Genomic DNA, 5,953 nt, shown 5'->3' on the forward strand with positions numbered 1-5,953 from the left:
TCTTACTTTGTTTGCTTGTCAGATCAAGTCTAAACTATTACAGAATTCCAAGTGGAATAATAATGAGTGTAACTATTGGTATAGCAATCAAATTTGTGATAATGCCACTGATTGAAAAATAGTTAAAATTGTATATTGTGTACGGAACAGTTGCTAAACTTGCTATTATTGAGCTGATCATTATCGACACAAAATATTTTATTATTTTTATTTTGAATAACTTATTAGCATTGATCTGATAGCTGGCAACTAGTGCCAAAACAGCAGAAAATGACATTTGAAAACCTGGCTTTAAGATTGCTTCTGGCTCCACTATGAGTATCACCGAAGCAGCAAACGCAATTGCTATTAATCCTCGATATTTCCTTTCTATGATTATTGCAACAAGTACCAAGATCACCATGATGTAGGCACGCTGAGCAGAAATTTGCATACCGGTAATCAACAAATAAAAGGTAGTTGGCAAGATAGTAAAGAATGCAGATATTTTTTTAGTGTTATATTTAAGAGTCAAAGTTTCAGATATTGCAAATAAATTACGGAATACTATAAAAAATAGACCAGCAACAAACGATAAATGTAAACCAGATATAGCGAATAAATGTGCTATACCTGAATCTCGTATCGCATTCATAGTTTTTTGATCTATCCCGTCTTTTTTGCCAATTAATAATGCAGAGATTATGTCCGCGTGTGGCTTTTTGGTATTTTGCTGTAGGTTTTCATAGATATATTGACGGAAAGATTCTATATACTCTTGAAATTTTCTTGCTTCAGCCTTTTTGTACAGGACTATTTTGCTTGTTGCAAAGCCTGTTGCACTTATTTTCTGATAATATGCTATTCTTGCAAAATCATATGCATATTCCGAAGGCGCAATTTTTGGAGGAAAGAGTTTTGCTGATAATTTTACTTGATCCCCTATTTTAATGCCTTCTTCCGCTTTGGTTTTAACTGATATTCTGATGTTATCCAGCTTGAACTTCGTGTTTTTTATTTCATAAAGCAAAAATTGTTTATATGAGCTCCTATCGTTAATATCCTTCACTGTAGCAACAATATCTTTCACATACCTTTCCTTATCAAGAATGTGAGTATTAACTGAATCTGTTCTGAATTTGCTGGCTGTAAATCCTATGAGCACTGCAATTAAAGAAATGCATAATATTGCGTATTTCCTGTATAATATTGCAATCAGAATTAGTATAGGTGAAAGCAAGAGAAAAATAGATATAGTGAAAGCACAGCTTGGTTCAAAATTTAATGAGAAATATGTTAAAATTCCTGCACACTGAAAAACAGGGAACCACAATATCAAGTTATATTTTTCATTGCACAGATTGTTATGTATATAATTTACTATCATGTTAAGAAAGGTTAATAGATATATAAATATATGTAATAGTGTGATTTTATTCTTTTATTTATTATTATTACGCATATAATAATAAATAAGCAACGACGCGGGATGGAGCAGCTCGGTAGCTCGTCAGGCTCATAACCTGAAGGTCGTAGGTTCAAATCCTACTCCCGCAACCATCTTTCAATTGTACAAACATCGCGATTTCTCTTATTATAATAGCAATGGTATTTCTGACTCAAAGCTTGTTTTTGACCTGTAGGCTCAATCGCAACATTCAGTAAAAAACTTAAGGTATTTATTGGTGAATTACATTAAATTATAGTGGCTGCATGTCTTTTTTATTTTTTCTACATTTAGCCAAATCACGCTTGTTAGTACATTATCAATTTAAATTATTAAAACTCGCTATTCGGGACTTCTTTTGCCTTTTTTCTATTTGGTTGGATGATTTTATAAATTAATTAAAATATTCATAATATTGATTTCTTATCACAACAATGCTATTATTAAGCTAATATTACTTTTAGTGAGGTATGAGCAATGGTTGATGTAGCTTTTATTGGCATAAATACAGTTATTGATAACGGATACAGAAGAAAAATAAAACTCGTTATGTCATGATTATTTTTAGCTGTGTCAGCAGCAACTGCCGTCTGGTTTATCTTTCCTGAATCACAAAATCTACTTGCTCCATTCTTGCTTCCAGCTATATTCCTTCTCTTGACTCTGTCTATGGGATATTATACGTTTCTTTTTGGTTGTGAGAAAAAGTCTGTAGAGAAAATGTTCTCGGTATCTGCTGAGTCAGTTAAGAGAGTGAATTGCCAAGACGGAATCGGATTTTTGCTAGCAGAAACAAGAGATATTACAAAAAATAAGTTTTGTAAAGTATAGCCCTTCCCATAATAGTCCAAAAAGGTCATAAGAAAGAAGAATCGACAGCATGACGAAAAGATTTGAATAAAGGAATGTTTTTCCTGGTTCTGTTTTTTATAGCAAACCAATAATGTTCAATTTTGTTAAAATCTGGAGAATATGGAGGAAGATATAAAATTTCTGCACCAACTCCTTTAGCAAATCTTATTAGACTTATGAAAAGTAGCATTATCAAGGATAACAGTTTGTCCAGGTTCCAAAATCGGTGTCAGAAACTGCTCAAACCATTTATTAAAGATATCCATATTGCAGTGGCCTTCAAAGGTTAACGGAGCAATTATTTTTCTTCCACTTAAGGTTGCAACCATGCTAATTCGTTGAGTTTTCTTCCCAGATTTTAGGGCATAAAACCGCTGTCCTTTCTGGCAATACCCATAGGTTCAGTGTTATCAATGCCAGACTCATCTATATACACTAATTCTTTAGGTTCTTTTGTTGCTATAACCTTTGAAAATTGAGCTCGCTTTTCTTCATTTCTTTCTTTATATCCGTAGGTCTTTTTTTTCTTGTGAATCCTATATTTTTAAGTGCTCGATGAATTGTTTGTCTACTAATATTGCCCCAGCATCTCTGACTGAGTTTTGCCACCTTGCTCATTTGCAAATTCGGCAAATGCATTCCAGTCGGTAATTTTATGCCACGCTTCCAGGCTTTTTTGACTGAAAATCTCCCGTTTTCTCACGTCTTTTCTTCCACTCATATAAAGTTGTTTTTCCGATCTTAAATCTCTTGGCAACAGTTTCTCCACTCTCTCCTCCATCCAATGCTTCCATTACCTTTTTTCTTAAGTCATAACTATATGCTACTGGCATCCTTACCTTCCACTACTATCAATCCATATCTTACTCTTTTTGGACTATTATGAGAAGGGCTATACTATTCAATAATACCTGCCGTAATTTTTCTTTAGAAAATCCATGCATTAAAAGAAATTGTATAATCCTTTGCCAAAAATCCCTCGCAATATACTGAAGGATTATTAAAACTTACGTTGGCAGGGTTAAACCTGTTACCATAACTTCCCCCACCACAAATATTTTCATAACAACACTGCTTACAATCGTCAGGCCTGTTTTCCATATCACTCAAAAAGTTATTAAAAAATTTATCTGATAAGAACTTAGCCCAACTAGTATTGCTGATGTTATATTCGACAAATTTATGAGGGACACATGTTCTCCTTGAGAAATAAGATCATTGAACTTATCAATCATTTCCATCGATATATGAGGCTTTCGATTGCGCCACGATTGGTCAGCTTTATTAAAATAATAGCAGTAGGTGCAATTAATATTACACCTTTCTATAGTTTTAAGTATAACACCAGCCTTCACTAACATACCTCACATTCAAATTGACAGTAACTATTGTGCTTAAAGTAATTACTTCTATCGTGGAAATTACCTGGACACTTCCTTACCCTTTCCGCTATTAATTTTACTTAAGTCTTCTGTAATCTTATCTGCCCAGCATATATTACCATGTCCTCCACCATCTCTATCAAACTGACAATGGCTACTGTGATTATTTCTACCATAAAAATTACCTGAAAGTTTCTCTATTCTTTTAAGTATAATACTACTACTAACTTGACCAATATTAACGCTAAGACGCTCTAATAATAAATCCACTTGTTTTTCTTTATTGTTTACCATAATTATTTTGCTTTAAAATAGCAAACTCTAGGTTTACTATAGCTTTTGTCAAGCATTTATTTGAGCTATTTATATATTGGAGTGCTACTCGTTATTTTGTTGGCTTTCAAATGTATAACTTTCGGTATCTTGTTTTCAAGGACTTTTAACTTAATATTACCACTATTAAAGTCAATACTATAACACTTTAGTTCTTGACCATTCTTGAGTCCCATATTATGGCAATCACTACCTAATTTAACCCCACGTATTTTTTGTAGCTCTAGACTTCTGGTTAAGTTAAAGCATATATCACTATACTTATCAGTATCTTGGAAAGTTAAATTTTTATTGAGTAATCTACTAGGTAACAAACTGAGAAGTATGCTAGAATCTCTTATAGAGGCTATGATGTCTTTTATCAAAGACTCTGGTAAGTAATGTTTTAAATGACTTGCAAATAAGTCAACATTAAAATTAACTTGCTTTGAAGTTATTTCACTTATTATACTATTTATAGTAGTCAATAAGTTATACCTTCCATTACTAACCTCATTTAATTTCTCATCAATTATCATTGCAAGAATAAAACCTTTGTTATAGCTCAACATGCTTATGTTTTGATCAAGTAAATGATTTTGATTTATTTTTTCGAAATCAATATCAGGTATTAAAGAATTACAATATTCTTTTAAAGTAATATTAATTATTTCTAAGTACTCATCTTTATCAATAAGTTTTGTGTCAAGTAAGGTTTTCACTCCATAAAATTCCGTAAATCCTTCAAAAAACCACTTATATTTTATTTCATTTTTCTTATCGTTGTCTTGCTCTGTTATATGTCCTATATATCTGTGAATTAATTCATGTGATATCACTCTAGTATAATTTTTGGTATTTTTCTTAAAGTCTCCTTCAACAATTATATAATCTTTTTCTGCAACACCCGTAGTTTTACTAAGGTTAGGATTGTCAACAAGTACTATATCATACGGCTTGCTTTTTAGTGTGAATAAGTTGTCTTGAGCTAAGATAATTTTATTAGTAATATTTACAAGACTGATACTATTATGAGCATTGGTATAAAGCTTATTTCTTTTATCAAGATCAAAACTTCTAAAATTGTCAGTTCTAATAATTTTTTCTATATTATCAAAAGGTTTTCTAAAAGGTAGAAAATTAGGTAATTTTTTCAAATTTGATGAAGAGTTATCTAAAGCAATAGCAGAGTGCGTATACTGAATGTATATAAGGAAAAAGCAAACAATATAATTGAATAAACTGTGTACGTTTTTAAGCTTAATATTTGCCATAAATAAAACAGGACATTGAAAAAGTGTAAGTAATCACGATTAAGCAAATATAATTTATTGCTAAGTAGGTGATAAGGATAATTTTAATTATCTCTTTAAAACTTTACTCTTCCCATATTATTGAACACCTTATAATAAAGACTGAGAAGAAAGTTACAAAGGATTGTATATTCTTATCATCATAGCGCTGTTACTACAGTAATAACACTAAGAATAACTATAAGTTTCTTTGAATGATAGTTGAATTTTGATTGAAATTTTGAGGCTATAAAAACCGCAGGTACCAGTTGGTTTTTATTAGCTAAAGTAAACGTCAAATATCTGGAATTCTGGACATAAAATCCTCCTTTGAAAAAAAAGATTAGAAAAAAATGCAATGCACATACGACAGAAATTAAGTATGTGTGTATGTACCCACATACGCTGAAGAGGATACGCTACATTTTTTTATGAGTTTGATTGTTTAATAAAAAAAAGTCTGCAGACAAAGATAAATTTTTGAGCTCTAAAAGTATCTCTAATTGTCATTATAATCAGATTTAGAATATGCGGAAGTAATTTTTTAGCTATAAGAATATATTATAGAAAAAAGGAACCCAAAAGTTAGCGTTATTGGTAATCCAAGCGCTAGTCTTGGTGTAACGGCACTGTAGACCTTACAATAAAGTGTAATAGTTTAGACTTGATCTGACAGGCATGAATTAACT

At 31.4% G+C, this 5,953-nt stretch carries 4 protein-coding genes, 1 tRNA gene and 2 pseudogenes; 2 read left to right on the forward strand and 5 right to left on the reverse strand.

Annotation, left to right across the window (positions count from 1 at the left end):
- Nucleotides 1-40: 40 nt before the first annotated feature.
- Nucleotides 41-1,366 (reverse strand): annotated as a pseudogene (locus JR053_RS04735) (ComEC/Rec2 family competence protein); the annotation flags it as partial.
- 96 nt (nucleotides 1,367-1,462) lie between these two features.
- Between JR053_RS04735 and JR053_RS04740 the strand changes: the two are divergent.
- A tRNA-Met gene (locus JR053_RS04740) sits at nucleotides 1,463-1,539 on the forward strand.
- A 457-nt stretch (nucleotides 1,540-1,996) separates the two neighbouring features.
- Nucleotides 1,997-2,257 (forward strand): hypothetical protein, encoded by a 261-nt coding sequence (locus JR053_RS04745; RefSeq protein ID WP_416603722.1) that lies wholly within the window; start codon nucleotides 1,997-1,999, stop codon nucleotides 2,255-2,257.
- Between the two features lie 25 nt (nucleotides 2,258-2,282).
- Here the strand turns inward: JR053_RS04745 and JR053_RS04750 are convergent.
- The 4 genes and pseudogenes from JR053_RS04750 to JR053_RS04765 form a co-directional block, all read right to left on the reverse strand.
- A pseudogene (locus tag JR053_RS04750) lies at nucleotides 2,283-3,111 on the reverse strand (IS630 family transposase).
- 94 nt (nucleotides 3,112-3,205) lie between these two features.
- Nucleotides 3,206-3,379, reverse strand: coding sequence for a hypothetical protein (locus JR053_RS04755; RefSeq protein ID WP_179943622.1), 174 nt, complete (start codon nucleotides 3,377-3,379; stop codon nucleotides 3,206-3,208).
- 320 nt (nucleotides 3,380-3,699) lie between these two features.
- Nucleotides 3,700-3,954, reverse strand: coding sequence for a hypothetical protein (locus JR053_RS04760; protein ID WP_139686717.1), 255 nt, complete (start codon nucleotides 3,952-3,954; stop codon nucleotides 3,700-3,702).
- A gap of 65 nt (nucleotides 3,955-4,019) precedes the next feature.
- Nucleotides 4,020-5,246, reverse strand: a complete 1,227-nt coding sequence (locus tag JR053_RS04765; RefSeq protein ID WP_416603725.1) for a M61 family metallopeptidase — start codon at nucleotides 5,244-5,246, stop codon at nucleotides 4,020-4,022.
- Nucleotides 5,247-5,953 lie beyond the last annotated feature (707 nt).

This window comes from Wolbachia endosymbiont of Nasonia vitripennis (genome assembly GCF_048054115.1).
In the GTDB taxonomy this organism is placed as follows: Bacteria; Pseudomonadota; Alphaproteobacteria; order Rickettsiales; family Anaplasmataceae; genus Wolbachia.

What these genes read in the sequence shown, in the direction of transcription:
- JR053_RS04765 (WP_416603725.1), bottom strand. Translation starts at nt 5,246, where the DNA reads ATGGCAAATATTAAGCTTAAAAACGTACACAGTTTATTCAATTATATT.
- JR053_RS04760 (WP_139686717.1), bottom strand. Translation starts at nt 3,954, where the DNA reads ATGGTAAACAATAAAGAAAAACAAGTGGATTTATTATTAGAGCGTCTT.
- JR053_RS04755 (WP_179943622.1), bottom strand. Translation starts at nt 3,379, where the DNA reads ATGGAAAACAGGCCTGACGATTGTAAGCAGTGTTGTTATGAAAATATT.